Annotated in this window: 14 protein-coding genes; 6 read left to right on the forward strand and 8 right to left on the reverse strand. The window is 74.2% G+C overall.

The annotated features are described in order from the left end of the window. Positions 1-369 precede the first annotated feature (369 nt). Positions 370-1,116 carry a hypothetical protein gene (locus tag ACSRUE_RS31970; protein WP_441286899.1) on the forward strand — a complete coding sequence of 249 codons (747 nt, stop codon included), beginning with the start codon at positions 370-372 and terminating at the stop codon, positions 1,114-1,116. 115 nt (positions 1,117-1,231) lie between these two features. Here the strand turns inward: ACSRUE_RS31970 and ACSRUE_RS31975 are convergent, their stop codons facing one another. Beyond that, a complete protein-coding gene (locus ACSRUE_RS31975) occupies positions 1,232-1,624 on the reverse strand; it encodes a response regulator (protein ID WP_231864879.1) in 393 nt (130 codons plus the stop codon). A 208-nt stretch (positions 1,625-1,832) separates the two neighbouring features. Next, entirely contained in the window at positions 1,833-2,267 is a 435-nt protein-coding gene (locus ACSRUE_RS31980; protein ID WP_441286900.1) for a DUF309 domain-containing protein, read from the reverse strand. Between the two features lie 82 nt (positions 2,268-2,349). On the opposite strand from ACSRUE_RS31980, the gene ACSRUE_RS31985 reads away from it, so the two are divergent. After that, positions 2,350-2,520 (forward strand): hypothetical protein, encoded by a 171-nt coding sequence (locus ACSRUE_RS31985; protein WP_441286901.1) that lies wholly within the window; start codon positions 2,350-2,352, stop codon positions 2,518-2,520. A gap of 51 nt (positions 2,521-2,571) precedes the next feature. On the opposite strand, the gene hflX is transcribed toward ACSRUE_RS31985, so the two are convergent. From hflX to glgA, 6 genes are all read right to left on the reverse strand, one after another. Continuing rightward, positions 2,572-3,999, reverse strand: coding sequence for a GTPase HflX (hflX, locus tag ACSRUE_RS31990; protein WP_441286902.1), 1,428 nt, complete (start codon positions 3,997-3,999; stop codon positions 2,572-2,574). Positions 4,000-4,240: 241 nt separating this feature from the next. After that, positions 4,241-6,160 carry a GAF domain-containing protein gene (locus tag ACSRUE_RS31995; protein ID WP_441286903.1) on the reverse strand — a complete coding sequence of 640 codons (1,920 nt, stop codon included), beginning with the start codon at positions 6,158-6,160 and terminating at the stop codon, positions 4,241-4,243. A 178-nt stretch (positions 6,161-6,338) separates the two neighbouring features. Continuing rightward, positions 6,339-7,790: a WD40/YVTN/BNR-like repeat-containing protein gene (locus ACSRUE_RS32000; RefSeq protein WP_441286904.1), complete on the reverse strand. Its 1,452-nt coding sequence runs from the start codon at positions 7,788-7,790 to the stop codon at positions 6,339-6,341. A 50-nt stretch (positions 7,791-7,840) separates the two neighbouring features. Next, positions 7,841-8,302: a FixH family protein gene (locus ACSRUE_RS32005; RefSeq protein WP_437944251.1), complete on the reverse strand. Its 462-nt coding sequence runs from the start codon at positions 8,300-8,302 to the stop codon at positions 7,841-7,843. Next, the gene (locus tag ACSRUE_RS32010) at positions 8,295-9,290 is read right to left on the reverse strand and encodes a hypothetical protein (RefSeq protein ID WP_437944249.1); all 996 of its coding nucleotides are present in this window, start codon (positions 9,288-9,290) and stop codon (positions 8,295-8,297) included. Before ACSRUE_RS32010 ends, ACSRUE_RS32005 begins: the two co-directional genes overlap by 8 nt. Before the next feature lie 167 nt (positions 9,291-9,457). After that, positions 9,458-10,912 (reverse strand): glycogen synthase GlgA, encoded by a 1,455-nt coding sequence (gene glgA, locus ACSRUE_RS32015; RefSeq protein ID WP_437944248.1) that lies wholly within the window; start codon positions 10,910-10,912, stop codon positions 9,458-9,460. Positions 10,913-11,342: 430 nt separating this feature from the next. On the opposite strand from glgA, the gene ACSRUE_RS32020 reads away from it, so the two are divergent. From ACSRUE_RS32020 to ACSRUE_RS32035, 4 genes are all read left to right on the forward strand, one after another. Beyond that, a complete protein-coding gene (locus ACSRUE_RS32020) occupies positions 11,343-12,533 on the forward strand; it encodes a vWA domain-containing protein (protein WP_437944247.1) in 1,191 nt (396 codons plus the stop codon). Positions 12,534-12,620: 87 nt separating this feature from the next. Then, a complete protein-coding gene (locus ACSRUE_RS32025; protein WP_437944246.1) occupies positions 12,621-13,673 on the forward strand; it encodes an RluA family pseudouridine synthase in 1,053 nt (350 codons plus the stop codon). A gap of 205 nt (positions 13,674-13,878) precedes the next feature. Continuing rightward, positions 13,879-14,814: a hypothetical protein gene (locus tag ACSRUE_RS32030; protein WP_441286905.1), complete on the forward strand. Its 936-nt coding sequence runs from the start codon at positions 13,879-13,881 to the stop codon at positions 14,812-14,814. Between the two features lie 111 nt (positions 14,815-14,925). Beyond that, on the forward strand, positions 14,926-16,875 hold the full coding sequence (locus ACSRUE_RS32035; RefSeq protein ID WP_441286906.1) for a molybdopterin-dependent oxidoreductase: 1,950 nt from the start codon (positions 14,926-14,928) through the stop codon (positions 16,873-16,875). Positions 16,876-16,963 lie beyond the last annotated feature (88 nt).

The raw sequence follows: 16,963 nt of genomic DNA on the forward strand, positions 1-16,963 counted from the left end.
CACCGGCTGCACCCCTCGGCGCTCCGAGCGGCCAGAGTATGGGCGTCACGAGCCCGCTCGCAAGATCGCGAACGCCGCCGACGGGCGCGCTTCAGGTGCTCCCCGACCTCGGTAGCAGGCGCGTGCGTCACCGCGAACACGGCGAGCGCGACGAACGCGAGGCACGCGGCGAACGCGGCGAACGCCGGCGCGCGCAGGGGCGGAATCGCTCGCAGCGCTCGGCGACCGCCGCCGATCAGCGTGGGCCTGGGCGCGCGGCGGGCCCAAGCACGCGCGCGTGTGCATGTCCAAATCTCGAAAGGACACGCCGACCGGCCGGCGCAGGCGCGACTCCAGCGCTCGACCGATACGGCTGAAGCGGGAGCAACCATGAAGTACACGCAGCACGAGGAGTGGACGAACGAACCGCGAGCCGCCGCCACCAGCCCCGGAGAGGACACATCGGTCTCGTTCTCGGTGGACGCGCCCTCGCTGGACGCGCCCTCGCTGGATACGCCGGCGATCACGGAGGATGCCGCCGTCTCGATCCCGCCCGCGGCGCACGCCGCGAGCGAGGAGCGCGACGCGTCCTCGGGGCAGATCGACCTCACCGCGCTGAAGGCCGGCGAGGAGGGCGCCCGCCCCCAGGTCCTCGACCTCTTGCCGATCTTCCCGTTCGGCGAGCCGTCCGCACCCGCGCCCGAGGCGCCGGCGCTCGACGTGCCGGCGCGCGCGTGGCGCGCCCGCTCGATCGCCGTCCTGCTCGCAGGCGCCGCCGCGATCGCGGCCCTCACGGCGGGCATCTCTGCCCCGGATGCCGCCGCCACCGGCCCTCGCGCGGCGGCCGGCCTCGCCGCCGCCGCCCGCGCGGTCGAGGCGCGGCTCCCGCGCATCGAGGCGCACGCCGAGCGCGCGCCGGTCGCGCCTCCTGCCGAGCGCAGCAGCTCTGGCGACGCGCCCGACGGCGTCGCCGCCTCGCAGCGCGCGCCCGAGCGCCGCGCGCGGGCCACGGGCGCAGCCGCGCCGACGCGCGCCAAGCCGGGCCCTGCGGCGCCGAGCACGACCGACCGCCGCGCTCCCACCGACCCGTGCCGCGGCGACCTCCTCTGCGCGATGCGCCGCGCCACGGGCGACTGATCCACCGCCGAGCCCCTCGGCAGATCCGCCGCGGCCCGGGTCGGGCTCGCGCCGTCGGGCTCGCGCCCGGCAGGACCCCGCTCAGGCGGCGCGCCGGGCCTGCGCCCGGACCTGCTCAGGCGGAGGCCGGGCTCGGACCGGACGGGCACCCCGCGTGCGCCGCGATCGAATCGAGCAAGCGGTTCAGATCGAACGGCTTTGCGACCGACGCGCACGCGCCCACCTCGCGGGCCCAGGTGCCGGCGTCCACCGCGGCCGTCATCACGAGGATGGGCGCGCGCGGACCAGGACACGACGCGTACGCGCGGGCGAACCCCCAACCGTCCATCACCGGCATGCGCATGTCGAGCAGGATGAGATTCGGCCGGTTGCGCTCCAGCAGCGCGAGCGCGGCCTCGCCGTCGCTCGCCGAGAGGACGTCATAGCCCTCCTCCTCCAGCGTGATCTCGAGCATTTCCCGGATCTCCTGGTCGTCGTCCACGATCAGGATCTGCTTGCGCCGTGTCACGCGGCTCCTTTCGGTTTGCAGCTTGGCCCGAGGCTCGGCGCTCGCCGTCCCCTCCACTCCGGTTCCACAGTACCCGTCTGCCACGATATCCCCCCACACGGGCGCTTCCGATGCGCGAACACCACTCAGGCAAACGATGTCACGCCCGCGTCCCATGTCGCACGCGACGAGCGCAATATCGACTGCGGAGCCCGTTCGGGTCAGAAGCTCACGGCCGCGAGCGCGCCCCGGACGGCGAGGGCGGCGCGAGATCGCCCGCGATCTCCATCCTGGGCAGAAGCGAGGCGTCGATCTCGGTTCTCTCTCCGCGCGCGAGCTGCTCGATCACGCCTGCTGCGCGGGTGATGTCGTCGACGAGCAGCGGGATCGCCAGCCCGCCCATGCCATCCGGCGTGCCCGCGAGCCGCGCGCGCGCCTTGTCGAGCAGGCGCAGCGCCCCCGGCGGGCTCCGCATCCTCGTGAGCTTGTGCAGGGCCGCGGCGACGAGGATGAGCCCCTGGAGAAACGTCTTCCTCACGGGGTCCGTCTCGTCTCGCCACCCGGACTCCCACAGCTCGTGCGCCTCGAAGAACCGCCCCGCGCGGTAAGCCTCCAGCCCGCGTTGGACGATCGCTTCGAGCGCGGCGTCGGTGGAGGAGCTCATGGCGCGGAGCGACAGCGGACAGCGGAGCGTACCACGCGCCCCGGACGCCCGCGCTCCGGCGCTCCGGTGCTACGCTCGGCGCGTGCAGCGGTGGATCCTCGTCGCGGTGATTGCAGGGCTCCACCTCCTGGCGTTCGCGATCGGCATCGTCCTGCGCCGCCGCAGGCGACGGCGACGCCTGCAGGCCGACGAGGCGCGCGCCGTCGCCGCGCACGCCGACGCCGCGCGCGCCCGCGCCGCCCGCCCGCGCTGACGCCGCGCGCCCGAGCCGAGCCCACGCGCACTCACGCCACCCGCCGCCCCCTCAGCGCGCGAGCAGGCTGCGCAGCCGATCGAGCGCCGCCGCGTGCGCCCGCACCGAGAGCCGGCCGCCGACGTCGTCGTACTCCTCCGAGAGCACGCGCGCGTTCTCGTAGATCTCCCCGATGAGGCTCTGCTTCGCGTACGGCAAGAGCAGCTCGGCCTCCACCATCGACTGCTCGAAGAACGCGATGATCGCCTCCCGCAGCGCCGCCACGTCGTCCGGGATCTTCGCCGACAGCTGCGTCGCCTCGGGGAACTCGAGGCGCAGCGCGTCCCGCTCCTCCTCGGAGAGCCGGTCCACCTTGTTCAGCAGGAGCCGGCTCGGCACCTCGCTGGCGCCGATCTCGGAGAGCACGCCGCGCGTCACCGCGAGCTGATCGCGGAACGTCGGATCCGACGCGTCGGCCACGTAGAGCAGGAGCGACGCCTCGAGCGCCTCGTCCAGCGTCGAGCGGAAGCTCGCCACGAGATCGTGCGGCAGCTTCTTGATGAAGCCGACCGTGTCCGAGACGAGGATCCGCGGGCGCACCTCCGGGTGGAGCGCGCGCACCGTCGTGTCGAGCGTCGCGAAGAGCTTGTCGGCGACGAGCACCTCGCTGCCCGTCAGCGCCCGCATCAGCGACGACTTCCCCGCGTTCGTGTAGCCGACCAGCGCGACGCGGCGCTGCCCTTGCCGGAGCGCGCGGCGCGTCGACTGCTCGCGCTGGACCGCGGCGAGCTCCTCCTTCAGCTCCGCGATGCGATCGCGGATCTTGCGCCGATCGAGCTCGAGCGCGCTCTCGCCGGCGCCCTTGCCGCCGATCCCGCCGCGCTGCCGGTCGCCGCCGCCGCCCGTCTCCCGGAGCCGCGGCGCGACGTAGTTGAGCCGCGCGATCTCGACCTCGAGCTTCGCCTCCCGGCTCCGCGCGTGGCGGTGGAAGATCTCGATGATCACGCCCGCCCGGTCGAGCACCTGCGCGCCCGTCGCCCGCTCCAGGTTGCGCGCCTGGCTCGGCGAGATGTCGTGGTCGACCGCCACGACCGTCGCCAGGCGCGCCGCCTGCCCGGCGCCGCCCGCGCGCGGCTCCGCGCCGCCGTCGCCCGCGTCGTCGCCGTCGTCTCCGCCGAGCTCGACCTCGTCCTCGTCGCCCTCACCGCTCTCTGCGGCCCGGCGCGCGCGCGCCTTGTTCTTTCGCTCCGGCGCGCCCGAGGGCACGACGCCGCTGCCGCCCGTGAGCTCGGCGAGCTCCCTGAGCTTGCCCTCCCCGAGCACCGCGGCCGCCGCGAGCGCGCTGCGCCGCTGCGACACGGTCGCGATCACATCGAAGCCGAGCGTGTGCACGAGGCGGCCGAGCTCGGCCAGATCGGCGGCGTGCTCCACATCATCGACGCCGGGGAGCTGCACCCCGACGAGCACAGCGAGGGAACGTTCTTGGTTGGTCGTGGTCATACGGTCGTGTGCGAAGGCGGGAGCTTCGCCTCATCCACCCCCGCGACGCAAGCCGCCGCGCGCTCGCCGTGCCTCGCTGCGTCGCCTCGGACGAACCCGCCGGGCTCGCTCCGGCGATCCGCCGAGCTCGCCCCGACGCGGACCACGAGGGCAGGCAGGCACAGCCCGACGCCGGCAGCGGGCGTGGCCCTCCGAGCGCGCCCGAGGCACGCGCGTCACGTCCCGAGGCCCACGGGCGGCGTCACCTCGATCGCGCCGCCTCGCCGTGCAGCCGCGCGCTCTCGATGGCCAGCGACGCGAAGCGCCCGAGCTCCGCGGCCACGCCCGTGTCGTCTTGCCGGAGCTCGCGCTCCACGGTCCAGAGGCTCAGCAGGCCGAGCTTGCGGCCGCGCGCCGCGAGCGGCACGAGGATCGCCGAGCGGGCGCCGAGCTCTCGCAGCGCCGAGAGGTGCTCCGGCCCGCGGGCGATCCGCTGCAGCCACGGATCGGTGACCAGCGGGATCAGCGTGGCCTCCCTGCGGGCCGTCGCCTCGGCCAGCGAGGCGGCGTCGCCGAGCAGCAGCGGCGGGTGCTTGAGCAGCCTCGGCAGGAGCGCCCGCGCCTCGGGCAGGCGCGCGGACGCGACGAGCCGCGGGGCGCCGCCGTCGTCGAGATCGAGCGCGCAGAGGTCCGCGAAGCGCTCGCCGCCGAGGCGCACCACCTGCTCGATCGTCCCGTCGTGATCGAGCGACTCCGCCATCAGCGCGCTCGCGTCGTTCAGGATCTGCCGCGCGCGCTCGGCCTTCCTGAGCTCGGTCACGTCCTCGACCGTCATCACGGCCGCGGTGATGCGCCCCTCGGCGTCACGCACGGGGGCCACGCTGAAGCTCCCGAGGCGGCGCTCTCCGTCCGCGCGGACGAACTCCATCTCGTCGCGGGAGACCGTCTCGCCGCCGTGCAGCGCCCGGTGGAGCAGCCAGCGCGCGCGCTGGTCGTCGTCGGTCTCGTTGAGCAGCGTCCGCAGCGGCGCGTTGCTCGGGGTCTCCTCGGGGCCGCGGACGATCTCCGCGAACCGCCGGTTGTTGAGCGCGACGGCGCCCGACGTCCCCTCCGCGACGACCACGCCGACCGGGAGCCGCTGGATCGTCGCCTCGAACCGGCCGCGCTCCGCGGCGAGCTGCTCGCGTAGCTGGGCCTGGGTCGCGAGCGCGGCCGCGCGCTCGGCCGCCTTCTTGAAGAGCAGCCGGTCCCCCTCGGAGAACTCCGGCACGCGGCGGGAGCTCACGACCGTGACGCCGACGAGGCGGCCCTCCGAGAGCATCGGCACGCCGTAGAGCGCGTGGAGCGCGTCGCTCGGGCGCTCGCTCTGCGCCCCCGACTCCGGCCCCGCCGCGCCGCCCCCGGCGTCGGTGGCCAGCGGATCCGGCGCCGCCGAGCGCAGCGCCACCGGGCGCCGCTCGCGGACCACGCGCCCGACGAAGCCCTCCGCCAGCCTGTAGGCGCGCAGGCCCCACAGCGCCTCATCGACGCCGATGCCGGCGCGGATCCGCAGCACCTCGCCCTCGAGCAGCAGCATCACCGCCCAGTCGACCGACCGCGCCGACTCGACGAGCACCTCGACGAGCCGCCGCAGCAGCCGATCGATGTGCACGTTGCCCATGCCCTCGGCCGAGACGCGATCGAGCGCGCCGAGCGCGCGCTCGCGGAGCGCGGCGCTCCGCGTCGCCGGATCGATGATCACCTGATCGAGCACCTCGTGCAGGATCGTCATCTCGACCCACGACGGCCGCGTGCCTGTCCGCTCGAGCATCCGGAGCACGCAGCGGCGCAGCACCGAGTACTGGGCGGCCACGTCCTCCAGCTCGAACCCGTCGCGGAGCTTGTCGAGCACGCGGAAGCCGAGCAGCGGCTCGGGGAACTCGACCGACACCGACTCGACGCCGCTCCACGCGTCCTGCTCCTGGTCGCCCGGCGGCGCGGCCGCGGCGGCCACGGCCGCCTCGAGGCGCTCGGCGAGGCGCGCGAAGATGGAGGGCAGCTCCTCGCGCAGCGCGATGTAGCCGGGGGACTGCTCGCCCGGCGCACGGCGACGCTCGGCGCGCTCCCACGCCTCCAGGATCTCCGCGCTGTGAGCGCGCAGGAAGACGGCGAGCGGCGATCTGGGAAGGTCTCTAGGGGCCATTCACGCGCTGGCCGGAGCCGCGGCTCCCTCAGTCTACGCCAGCCCACGAGGACGTAGATCCAGAAACGAACCGGCGGCGGCTTGCCCGTCCGGCGCCCCCGCGGACGGCGCCGAGTCGGTCCGCCCTCTCCGTCCGTACCCCTCTCCCTGCGCCACGCGAGCGCCCTTCCATAAGCGGTTATGTCGCGCTCGCCTGCACGCCTGCGCCATCGCGCTCGCCTGCGTCGCCGCGCCAGCGAGCGCGACAGCGCCGCCGCGCGCTCGCGAGGCCCGCCGCGAGCGCGAGCCAGATCGCGCCGCTGGCGGGCGGCGCGGCGTCCTCGCCCCGCCCCGCGCCTGCCGCGTCGATCTTGCACCCGCACCCGTCCGGCGCCTCCGTTGGCGGCGGCTCGGATCCCCCGCCGCCGCTGCCGGTCGCTGCGGCGCCGTCGCACTGCTGAGAGCCGATGGTGAGCGCCGTCGCACCCCACAGCGGAGCGCAGGTCGATGTCGCGCCGCTCTCCGGCGCGCACTCGATCGGCCCGCAGAGCCCGTCGAGGTGCAGCAGCGCGGAGAAGCTCTCGCCCTCGTCGATCGATCGGCCCACCGTGAAGCCGTCGGCGAACTCGTCGCCGCAGGCGAAGAGCGCCGCGGCGGTCCAGGTCAAGCACCGCGCGCCGACGTCCGAGATCTTCTCGAACTCGAGCGACGCGGCCGGCGCGCGCCAGATTCCGTCCTGGGGCCCGCCCACGATCACGGTCGCGCCGTCCGGCGAGAGCGCGAAGCCGAGGAGGTCGCCGGCGCTCTCGAAGGCGGTGGTGAAGCTGCGCCCTCCGTCCTTCGAGACGAGCAGCGCGTCGGTCGGATCGCCGTCGAGCCGCACGTAGACGACGTCGGGGTCGACGGGATCGACCGCGCCCAGGAACGGCAGGCGCATGTCGTCGCTCCCCGGGATGTCGAGCCGCTCCCAGGTCGCGCCGCGATCGTCGGTGCGCTGGAGGGCCCCGGCGTAGTCGGGCGCGCCGTAGCGGCCACTCACGTAGACGCGCGCGCGGTCCGAGGGGGCAGCGTCGACCGTGTGGGCGAGGAAGTCCTCGGGCAGATCGACGCCCGCCTGCGTCCAGCTGTCCGCGTTGTCGCTCGTCTCCCAGAGCTGGGTCAGGAACTGACCCGCCCCGAGCCCCATGCTGACGACGAGCACGGCACGGGAAGGGTCCTCGCGATCGGCCGAGAGATCGATGACGTAGCGGTTCATCAGATCGCCCTGGGCGAACGACCAGTCGCAGCCGCCGTTCTTCGACGCGCTGAGGCCGTCGAAGACCCCGGCGACGATCGTCCCGTCGGCGAGGACGGCGAGCATCGGATCCTCGTTCCCGCCGAAGCCGACGACCGGCTCGCAGATCCAGCGCCAGCGCTCGCCGCCGTCGTGCGTGGCGAGCAGGCCGTAGGTCGCGCGGACCATGAGGCGCGACGGGTCGCTCGGGTGCGACGCGATCAAGCCCGCGGCCGGGAAGCGGCCGTTGGCCGAGGCCGGCGCGGAGAGCGCCGTGACCGAGAGCAGCGCCGCGACCGAGAGCAGCGGCGCCGCGCAGGACGAGAGGGGGCCGCGCCGCCGCGCGCCTGGCCCGCCGTGGGGGTGACGTGTCGGCACTGGGAGGGCTCGCACGGAGCGTTCTGTAGGGGCTCGCACGAGGGGTGAGCCTAGTGGACGTCGAACTCGAATACCGCCTCGTCGACGAGGGACGAGGTCAGGGCCCGGCATTGCACGTCCCAGAGGCCCCCCATCCCGAAGGGCACGTCGGCGACCTCGTACAGGCCGGGCTCGATCTCCGCGCCCTCGTGCACAGACCCGTGCCCCATGCCCGTCATGCTGGCGTAGCAGCGGAGCTTCATCCGCTGCGCCGGGTCCCGCGAGTCGGTCCAGGTGAGCCGCACGTGGAAGGTGTTGAAGCCTCGCTTGATCGGCTCGGTCGACTCCACAGCGAACTCGATGCGCCCGTTCGCGCCGACGTCCAGCCGGTGGCCGTCGTCCGGCTCCACGTCCCGGGATCCGCAGCCCACCGGCGAGAGGACGGCGAGCGCCGCGACGAGGGCGGCGCAGGCGCCCGCCCAGCGGCGCCTGGGAGGTGACTTCGGCGAAGGCTGTTCACGAGGTTCAATCACGTCTTCCCCACACGTAGCGAAGGCCTGCGGACAGGGCGGCGAACGCGCCCTCGTTGCGGCCGATCCCGGAGATCGGCACGTCCACCTGGAGGTTGCCGACGGCGGTCCAGCGCGCGCCGACGTCGTGGGCCAGCACGGCGAGCAGCGCCGTCCGCGCGCGCTCCTTCCCCATGGGATTGCGCGGGCCCGGGCCAGGCTCATCCTCGCGCGGCGCGCCCTCGCGCTCGTGGAGCGCGCCCACGGTGAGCGAGGCGCCGGAGGGCCACGAGGGCCCCGCGGCGGCGAGGATCTGCACGCGGGGCGCGGACCGCGCCGCGTCGCCGTCGGGGAGACGGTAGCTGGTGCGGACGCTTATCGAGGCGGCGAGCAGCGCGTGGAACGAGCCCCACGACTTCTCGAAGACCATCCCCGGCCGGATCTCGGCCACCCCGAGGCCGGTCGTGTCGGCGCCCGTGATGTCGGCGCCCATCACGCGGGCGCCGGTCGCGCCGCTCACGCCGGCGTCGAGCGGCGCCGTCCCGGTGCTCGGGCCGCGCCCGGTCGGGAGCGTCACGCCGAGCGTGAACGCGGCGGACGGGATCCACGGCGACGCCGCGCCCTCGATGAGGTCGATCCTGGCCGCCGCGCCCAGGTCACCCGGCCCGCCGCCGGACGACGCGGCGCCGAGCCCCACCCCGCTCCAGGTGACCATCATCGGGACGGAGACGGCGAGCTGGAGGTGATCCCCGGCCCGCACCAGCCACCCGGCCTCGGCCCTCAGCTCGCGGTGGTAGACGCCCTCGCCGGACGCGTCGAAGCCTCCGTCCACCGCCCACGCCCCGAGCTGCTCGGTGAGCCGGACGGAGAAGCTCGCCGCGGCGCGCTCCGAGGGAGCGAGCCACTGGGCCATGCCGTGCCCCGCACCGCAGCAGGCCGACGCGTGCGCGGCCCTCGGGTGCGCCGCGAGCGACAGCAGGAGCACCACTCCGGAGACGGCTCTGGCCAGCACGGCCGCACCTATAGGCGCGGCTCCTGCCCCGCGCCAATGCGACACGTTGTCGCGCGGAGGGCGCCTGATCTCGGTCGGGCCGCACCTTCACGCGGCGCGCCGAGCCGCTTCCGTTCCGCGCGCAGCGCCTCGCGACCGCGCGCGGGGCTCGGCGGCGGCGCGGTTGCTCAGCTGGCGAGGGCCTGGCGGTAGACCTGGACGTAGCGGCGCGCGGGGCGGTCCCAGCCGAGGTCGAGGCGCATGATGCGGCGCTGGACCGCGGGCCAGCGGGGCGACGTGAGGGCCGCGAGGGCGCGCTGCACGCCGCCGAGCAGCGACGTGGCCGTCGGCTTGTCGAACAGGAACCCCGTGCCGGTCTCCAGGGCGGCGTCGATGTCGACGATCGTGTCGACGAGGCCGCCGGTCCTGCACGCCACCGGGGCAGCGCCGTAGCGTTGCGCGTACAGCTGCACGAGGCCGCACGGCTCGAAGCGCGACGGCACGACCACGAGGTCGGCCGCGGCCATGAGCCGGTGCACAACGGCCTCGCTCACCCCGCCGAGGAACTTCGCCCGCTCGGGCGCCTTGGCCGCGGCGGCGGAGAGCTTCTCCATGAGCTCGGCGTCGCCCTCGCCGGCCACGACGACGCTGACGTCGCCCTTCAGGATCTTCGGCATGGCGTTCGCGAGCAGGTCGCTGCCCTTCTGCGCGACCACCCTGCCGATGGACACGAGGAGCGGGCGATCCGGCCGGATCTCGAGCCCGAGCTCCTGGAGGAGCGCGCTCTTGCAGCGGCCCTTGTTGCTCACGTCCTCCGCGTCGTAGCGGGCGATGATGGCCGGATCGGTCATCGGGTTCCAGACGGCGTAGTCGATGCCGTTGACGATGCCGGACAGCTGGTTCGCCCGGGTGCGGAGCACGCCGTCGAGGCGCTCGCCTTGCTTCGGCGTGAGGATCTCGTTCGCGTAGGTGGTCGAGACGGTGGTGAGCGCGTCCGCGGCCAGGATGCCGCCCTTGAGGAAGTTGAGCTGGCCGTAGAACTCGAGCCGCTCGGGCCGGAAGTGGTCGTCGTCGAGGCCGAGGTACGGGAGCGCGTCCTTCGGGAAGAGGCCCTGGTGCGCGACGTTGTGGAGGGTCAGCACGGTCCGGCCAGGCGCGGACGGCTGGTGGCGGAGCAGGTACGGCACCATGGCCGTCGGCCAGTCGTGGGCGTGGACGATATCGAACGGCGAGCCCGACCGGGCGCGCTGGCGGACGAGCTCCACGACGGCGCGGGAGAACAGGGAGAACCGGCGCGCGTTGTCCTCGTAGTCGCGCCCCTCCTCGCCGTAGATGCCGGGCCGATCGTGGAAGCCTGGTACGTCGAGGACGACGAGCTCCACGCCCGTGCTGAGCCGCCCGTCGAAGAGCGTCACCTGGATCGGCCCGCCCGGCGACACCTTCGCATCGACCTCGAGCGGCATTGGGGTGAGGCGGCGCGCCATCATCAGTCCGCTCGAGTCGAGCGCCTGGTAGCGCGGCAGCGCGATCGTCACCTTGTGCCCGAGCAACCGGAGCGCCTTCGAGAGCGACGACACGACGTCGGCCAGGCCGCCGACCTTGACGATGGGCGCGATCTCGGACGCAGCGAAGAGGATGTCCATGCGGGCGCCGTGTGTAGCACGAACCGGGGCGCGCACAGCGCGGCTTCCGAACCCACAGGCGGGCGCTCGCACGGCCGGCGGCACGCCCTCGCGATCCCCTCGCGAGGTCCCTCCTCCTCGTGCACGACCTCCCCTGCCCGCGGGACCCACGGTCGAAGAGCGCCGCGAGCCCCGGCGCCATGCCGGCGGCACGCGCTGAACCGGCGCCGCAGGCAGCGCTGGCTGCTCGACCTCACCCGGAAGGTCCGATCGCACTCAACATTGCATGCTGGATTACTTTTTCTCGTGCTCCAGCAGGCAGATCTGTATGATTTTTCACTTCGGGATCGGCCCGCGCAGGCACATCTGCATGCTGCGCTACCTCCAGGTGCCTTCTTCCTGGGGCCTGCATGGCGCAGACGCGCCGTCCTGGCCTGTGTATCGTTTCTCCATGAGCAGCACCCTTAATTTTCGCAGGCTTTCCTTGCTCTTCGCCCTCCTCGCCACCGGCGTCGCCGTGAACTGTGGCGGCAAGAACGACGGCGACGGTTCGTCCCAGGGCTCCGGCGGCATCGGTGGCCATGGCGGCGGCGGCGCGGGCGGCGCCGACCCCGGCCCCGCTTCGAGCTCCGGCTCCGGAGAAGGCGGCTCCGGGCTCGACTTCGCCGGCTCGCACGGCTCGAGCGGCACGGGCGGCGGCGGCGGCGGCGCATGCCAGCAGCTCGACATCACGTTCGAGCCGCAGACGCCGACCGTGATGATCGTCGTCGATCGCTCGGGCAGCATGTACGGCAGCGGCTTCTGGGATCCGCTCAAGACCGCGGTGCTCAGCGTCGTCGACAGGCTGCAGGACAGGGTGCGGTTCGGCTTCCTGACGTTCACCGGGACCGCCAACCAGCAGTGCCCGCTGCTCGCGGGGGCCGACGGCATCGCCCTCAACCACCACGCCGCCATCGCGGCCGCCTACGAAGAGGCCTCCACCGTGCCGCCGGGCAAGCTCGAGACGCCCACCGCCATGACGTTCAACGAGACGGTCGTCCCGGAGCTCCTCGCGTTCCCGGAGCCCGGCCCCAAGTACATCCTGTTCGTCACCGACGGCGAGCCCGATCGCTGCGACGACGTGCGGGCCGAGTGCGCGCGCGACGACGTCGTCGGCGCGGTGCAGGACGCCTACGAGCAGGGCATCGGCACGTTCGTCTTCGGCCTCGGGTCGGGCGCGCTCGCGCAGCACCTGCAGGACGTGGCGAACGCCGGCGCGGGCCAGCCGGTCGAGCGGCCCGGGAGCGGCACGGACGCGGACTGCTTCGTCGGCGCAGGCACGTACGCCGACGCCGGCGGCACCGCCACGTACTACACGCCGGATCCCACCGACGCGTCCTCCCTGGAGGACGAGCTCGACGCGGCCATCGCCGGCGTCAAGAGCTGCACGTTCGACCTCCAGGGCTCGATCGAGGTCGACCTCCGCAACGCGTCGCTCGGCCAGGTGCTCCTCGACGGCACGCCCGTGCCCTACGACGCGCAGAACGGCTGGACGATGGAGAGCGCCACCCAGCTCACCCTCGTCGGCGACGCCTGCGAGCAGCTCAAGGACGCGCGGGAGATCTCGTTCGACTTCCCCTGCGAGATCCTCGTCCCCCAGTAAACCCGGCGAACGGCGCGCGGGCGCGCGCCGCCCCTTTTCCGCGCCGCAGGCCGGCGCTTTTGCTAAAGGCGAAGGCCGGCTCGACCCATGACCAGGATCAGCGCGCGAGAGCTCGCCGGCACGAGCGGCCCCTTCGGCCGCGGCACGCCGGTGGTGCGCCCCGCGGAGGTGCCGGAGGGGTCGGTCGTCACCGTGCTGCGCGTGCCGCCGGAATCGGCCGGCATGCGGCTCGACCGGTTCGTGCAGACCCAGCTCAAGCGGACGAGCCGCACGCGCGCCGCCGAGATCGTCTCCCGCGGCGCCTACTCGCCCGAGGCGCGGCGCCTGCGCGGCAGCGATCGCGTCCGGCCGGAGCAGTGCATCCTCCTCTGGCGCGAGCCGTGGGACGAGCAGGCGCCCGACACCCCGATCCCGGTCCTCCACGAGGACGACGCGCTGCTCGCCATCGACAAGCCGGCGGGCCTGCCGGTGCACCCCACGGCGCGGTACCACAAGAGCACCGTGATCAAGATGATGGAGGCCGCGCGCCCCGACGAGCGGCTGTTCCTGGCCCACCGGCTCGACCGGGAGACGAGCGGCGTGCTGCTGCTCTGCCGCACGCCCGAGGCCGACCGGACCGTGAAGGCGCAGTTCGAGGAGCGGACCGGCGTCGTCAAGCGCTACGCCGCGATCGCCTGGGGCTGGCCCGAGCGCGATACGTTCCGGGTCGAGCTGCCGCTCGAGCTCGACGACGCGAGCCGCTACAAGGTCAAGATGCGGGTCGCGCCGCCGGGCCGCGGCCTCGCGTCGGCCACCGCGTGCGAGGTGCTGGGCCGCCGCGCCGATCCCCTCACCGGCCGGCGCTACGCGCTCGTCCGCTGCACGCTCGAGACCGGCCGGCAGCACCAGATCCGCGTCCACCTCGCGGCGAGCGGCCTTCCGCTCGTCGGCGACAAGCTCTACGGCCCGGACGAGGGCATGTTCGCGCGCGGCGCCGACGGCGTGCTCACCGACGACGACCGCCGCGCGCTCGAGCTCGACCGTCACGCCCTCCACGCCGCGCTCCTGGAGCTCACGCACCCGATGACAGGCGAACGCGTGCGCATCGAGGCGCCGCTCTCGGACGATCTGCGCACCTTCTGGGACGCGATCGACGCGTGATCCACGCGGAATGCGGCGGGATCCATCGCGGGCCACCCCTCCGCTCGTGTGTGTGGAGGGTGACGCTTGCGGGACGCGATGACACCGGTGGGCGAGGCGGCGCCTGCGGGCGCGCCATGGACGCTGCAGACCGGAGCCCCGCGCGAGCGCGCTCGAGCGCCTGCGGATCTTGTGCCGAAGTGCCGACTTACGTACGATGGCCGAGATGACGCGTGCGCGAGACGACCTCGAGGCGCTGCGGGATCCAGCGCGCCGGTCCACACCGCTCGAGGCCGAGAGCACCGCCCAGAGCACGACATCCGGGCCGGTGCCTGGTCCGGGAGAGACGAGGCGGGACGCGGCGGCGCCGTCTCCAGGAGAGCCGGCCGGCGCCGGAGCGCCGCGGCAGGCAGGCCCGGAGCGGGCCGCAGCGGCCTCGCCCGGCGCCGCGCCGCTGCAGGCCGACCCGCGGGCCCGGGGCGACGAGAGCCTGGATCGGGAGCGCTACGAGCGGTACGCGATGCCGGCGAGCGACCTGCCCGCGGCCAACGTGCAGGCCTTTCGCGGCGACGCGAGCGGGGTGCTCGCGATCGTCCGGCGCGCGGTGCAGTCCGTCACGCGCGATCCGGCGCGCCACCGGCGCCGGCTGCCGAAGTCCCGCTTCGACGCGATCCGCAGCTTGCCGGAGCTCGCGATGGCGCTCGACTACGCGGTGACGCGGATGCAGCCCGAGAGCGCGCCGCCGATCGAGGTCGTCGAGCAGCTCGATCTGCTCTACGGGGCGCTGCGCCCGACGCTCGCCACGGCCGAGGTGTACTTCCCGCGCAGCATCGTCCCGGAGACCTTCGGCATCGTCCGGCGCGCGCTCGTCGCCGGCGATCCCGCGAGCGCGACCGCCACCATCACCAACCTCATCCTGGACCGGTGGAGCCACGTGCAGAGCCGGATCCCGATCACCAGGGAGGAGCTGACCCAGCTGAACAGCACCGCGAAGTGGCTGCTCAGCAACACCCGCCCGCCGGAGCGGCTCGACTCGAGGGACATCCGCGATCGGCTGTGGTCGCTCCTGCGCGAGCGCTACGAGCAGCTGCGGGCGATCGCCCAGGAGGTCTCGGGCGACGACTCGCGGGAGTACGCGCCCGAGCGGCTCGCGGCCGATTGATCCGGCGCGCGGAGCCGCCCCGGCGCGGCGCGGAGGCCCGGCCAGGTCCGGACGGACATCCGGGGGGCGCGGCGGGTGTACCGCCCCGCAGGCCCGATCTACGCTGCCGCCATGCAGGAGCTCCGCAAGACGACCTGTAACCGCGACTGCCCCGACGCCTGCGGCATCGTGGCCACCGTGGAGGACGGCCGCGTCGTGCGCCTCGGCGGCGACCCGGACCACCCGATCACGCGGGGCTTCCTCTGCTACCGCACGTCGCGCTTCCTGGAGACCCAGTACTCGCCCGAGCGGCTGACGACGCCGCTGCTCCGCAAGGGCGGCGAGCTCACGCCCGTGTCGTGGGAGGAAGCGCTCGACACCGCGGCCGAGCAGCTCCTCACGATCCGGCGCGAGTCGGGCCCGGCCGCGATCTTCCATTACCGGAGCGGCGGCTCGCTCGGGATGCTCACGGGGATCGCCGACGCGTTCTTCGCGCGGTTCGGGCCGGTCACGGTCAAGCGCGGCGACATCTGCTCCGGCGCGGGCGACGCCGCGCAGCTCGCCGATTTCGGGGAGGAGGACAGCCATGACCTCGCCGATCTGCTCAATGCCCGGCACATCCTCCTCTGGGGCAAGAACGTCTTCACCTCGAGCCCTCACACGCTCCCGGTGCTGCGCGAGGCGAAGGCGCGCGGCGCGGAGCTCGTGCTCATCGATCCGGTGCACCACAGGACGGCGTCGCTCTGCGGCGCGTTCTACCAGCCGCGCCCCGGCGGCGACTTCGCGCTCGCGATGGCCGTCGCCCGCGTGCTCTTCGACGAGGGGTGGGCCGATCCGCGCGCCGCGGACTACTGCGATCACCTCGACGCCTTCCGCGCGCTCGCGCGCCGGAGCTCGGTCGCCGCGTGGTGCCGCGAGGCCGACGTGCCCGAGCGCGCGGCCCTGGACCTCGCGCGCCGCCTCGCCGAGAGGCCCACGGCGATCCTCGTGGGCTGGGGCATGGGCCGGCGCACCACGGGCGGCGCGATCGTGCGCGCCCTCGACGCGCTGGGGGCCGTGAGCGGGAACCTCGGCGTCCCGGGCGGCGGCGTCTCGTTCTATTTCAAGCGGCGCGGCGCGTTCGACCTCTCGCCCTTCGAGGGCGAGCGCCCGGCGCCCCGCACCGTCTGCGAGCCCCTGCTCGGGCGCGAGGTGCTCGGGATGAGCGACCCGCCGATCCGCGCCGTCTGGGTGACCGCGGGCAACCCGGTCGCCATGCTGCCCGAGTCCGACACCGTCGCGGAGGCGCTCCGGACGCGCGAGCTCGTCGTCGTGGTCGACTCCTTCCTCACGGACACGGCGCGGGTCGCCCACCTCGTGCTGCCCACGACGACGCTCCTCGAGGCGGACGACGTGGTCGGCGCGTACGGCCACCATTACCTCGGCGTCGCCACGCCCGTGGTCCCGCCCCCGGCCGGGGTGAAGGCCGATCTCGAGATCATGCAGGCCCTAGCGCGGCGCGTGGGCCTCGGCGGCGCGCTCGACGGCAGCGCCCGCGACTGGAAGCGGCGGGTCACCGAGCCCAGGCTCGCGCCGCTCGGCGTCACGCTCGAGACGCTGGAGCGCGGGCCGGTGCGCAACCCGCTGGCGCCGAAGGTGCTGTTCGAGGACCGCAAGTTCCCGACCCCGAGCGGCCGGGTCAACCTCATCACCGAGGCGCCCGAGGAGCGCGTGGATCCCGGCGCGAGCGAATTCCCGCTGCTGCTCATGGCGCTCTCCACCGAGAAGTCCCAGTCGTCGCAGTGGGCGCGACCCCAGCACGGTCCGGCCGTCGTCACGGTCCACCCGGACGCGGCCGGCGGCGTGCCCGACGGCGGCGCCTGCCGGATCACGTCGCGCGTCGGCGCCATGACGGCGCTGCTCCGCCACGATCCTGCCCAGCGCCGCGACGTCGCGCTCCTCCCGAAGGGAGGCCACCTCCGGGACGGCCGCTGCGCCAACGCGCTGATCGCCGCGCGCATCACGGACATCGGCGAGGGCGGCGCGCTCTACGAGGAGCGGGTGCGCGTCGAGCCGATCGACCCGCCGGCGCCCCTGCCCTAGCGCGCGGCGGACGCGGTCGCGCGGTCGCGCGCGCGGCGGACGGAGCTCACGGCGCGGGCGCGACGAGGCGCGGGCTCCGGTAGGGCCA

Origin of the sequence: Sorangium sp. KYC3313 (assembly GCF_052075895.1) — a bacterium.
GTDB lineage: Bacteria > Myxococcota_A > Polyangia > Polyangiales > Polyangiaceae > Sorangium > Sorangium cellulosum_B.

What these genes read in the sequence shown, in the direction of transcription:
- glgA (WP_437944248.1), bottom strand. Translation starts at nt 10,912, where the DNA reads ATGGACATCCTCTTCGCTGCGTCCGAGATCGCGCCCATCGTCAAGGTC.
- ACSRUE_RS32030 (WP_441286905.1), top strand. Translation starts at nt 13,879, where the DNA reads ATGACGCGTGCGCGAGACGACCTCGAGGCGCTGCGGGATCCAGCGCGC.
- ACSRUE_RS31980 (WP_441286900.1), bottom strand. Translation starts at nt 2,267, where the DNA reads ATGAGCTCCTCCACCGACGCCGCGCTCGAAGCGATCGTCCAACGCGGG.
- ACSRUE_RS31970 (WP_441286899.1), top strand. Translation starts at nt 370, where the DNA reads ATGAAGTACACGCAGCACGAGGAGTGGACGAACGAACCGCGAGCCGCC.
- ACSRUE_RS32025 (WP_437944246.1), top strand. Translation starts at nt 12,621, where the DNA reads ATGACCAGGATCAGCGCGCGAGAGCTCGCCGGCACGAGCGGCCCCTTC.
- hflX (WP_441286902.1), bottom strand. Translation starts at nt 3,999, where the DNA reads ATGACCACGACCAACCAAGAACGTTCCCTCGCTGTGCTCGTCGGGGTG.
- ACSRUE_RS32020 (WP_437944247.1), top strand. Translation starts at nt 11,343, where the DNA reads ATGAGCAGCACCCTTAATTTTCGCAGGCTTTCCTTGCTCTTCGCCCTC.
- ACSRUE_RS31995 (WP_441286903.1), bottom strand. Translation starts at nt 6,160, where the DNA reads ATGGCCCCTAGAGACCTTCCCAGATCGCCGCTCGCCGTCTTCCTGCGC.
- ACSRUE_RS32035 (WP_441286906.1), top strand. Translation starts at nt 14,926, where the DNA reads ATGCAGGAGCTCCGCAAGACGACCTGTAACCGCGACTGCCCCGACGCC.